Raw genomic sequence first — 313 nt, forward strand, 5'->3', positions numbered from 1 at the left:
GCCAGGGCCTGATCGCCCCAGGAGCGGAGGGTGCCGGCGGTGAAGACGTCGCCGGGGACGTAGACGGTGTGGACGGGCTGACGGGTACCGGGGTCTCCGGGGTAGCGGCGCTCCAGCTCGGCGTCGACCGGCGCCAGGAAGGCGCTGATCTCCGCGACGACGGCACCCGCGATACTCGTGGCCACCTGCTCCTTCCGGCCCTGGCTCATCCGCGCCCTCCAGATCCTTCATGCCCCGGGGCACGCCCGCCCCCGCACTTTCCGCGACGCGAAATCAACAATCTGTTGAATGAAGCTATCGGGCGGCCTTCGCG

General features: G+C 70.3%; 1 protein-coding gene. It reads right to left on the minus strand.

Annotation, left to right across the window (positions count from 1 at the left end; genetic code table 11):
• Nucleotides 1-209: DUF6986 family protein (locus J0695_RS43365; protein ID WP_443727244.1), on the minus strand; the 209-nt coding region annotated here is incomplete at its 3' end.
• Nucleotides 210-313 lie beyond the last annotated feature (104 nt).

This window comes from Streptomyces beijiangensis (assembly GCF_017315755.1).
Classification (GTDB): Bacteria; Actinomycetota; Actinomycetes; order Streptomycetales; family Streptomycetaceae; genus Streptomyces; species Streptomyces beijiangensis.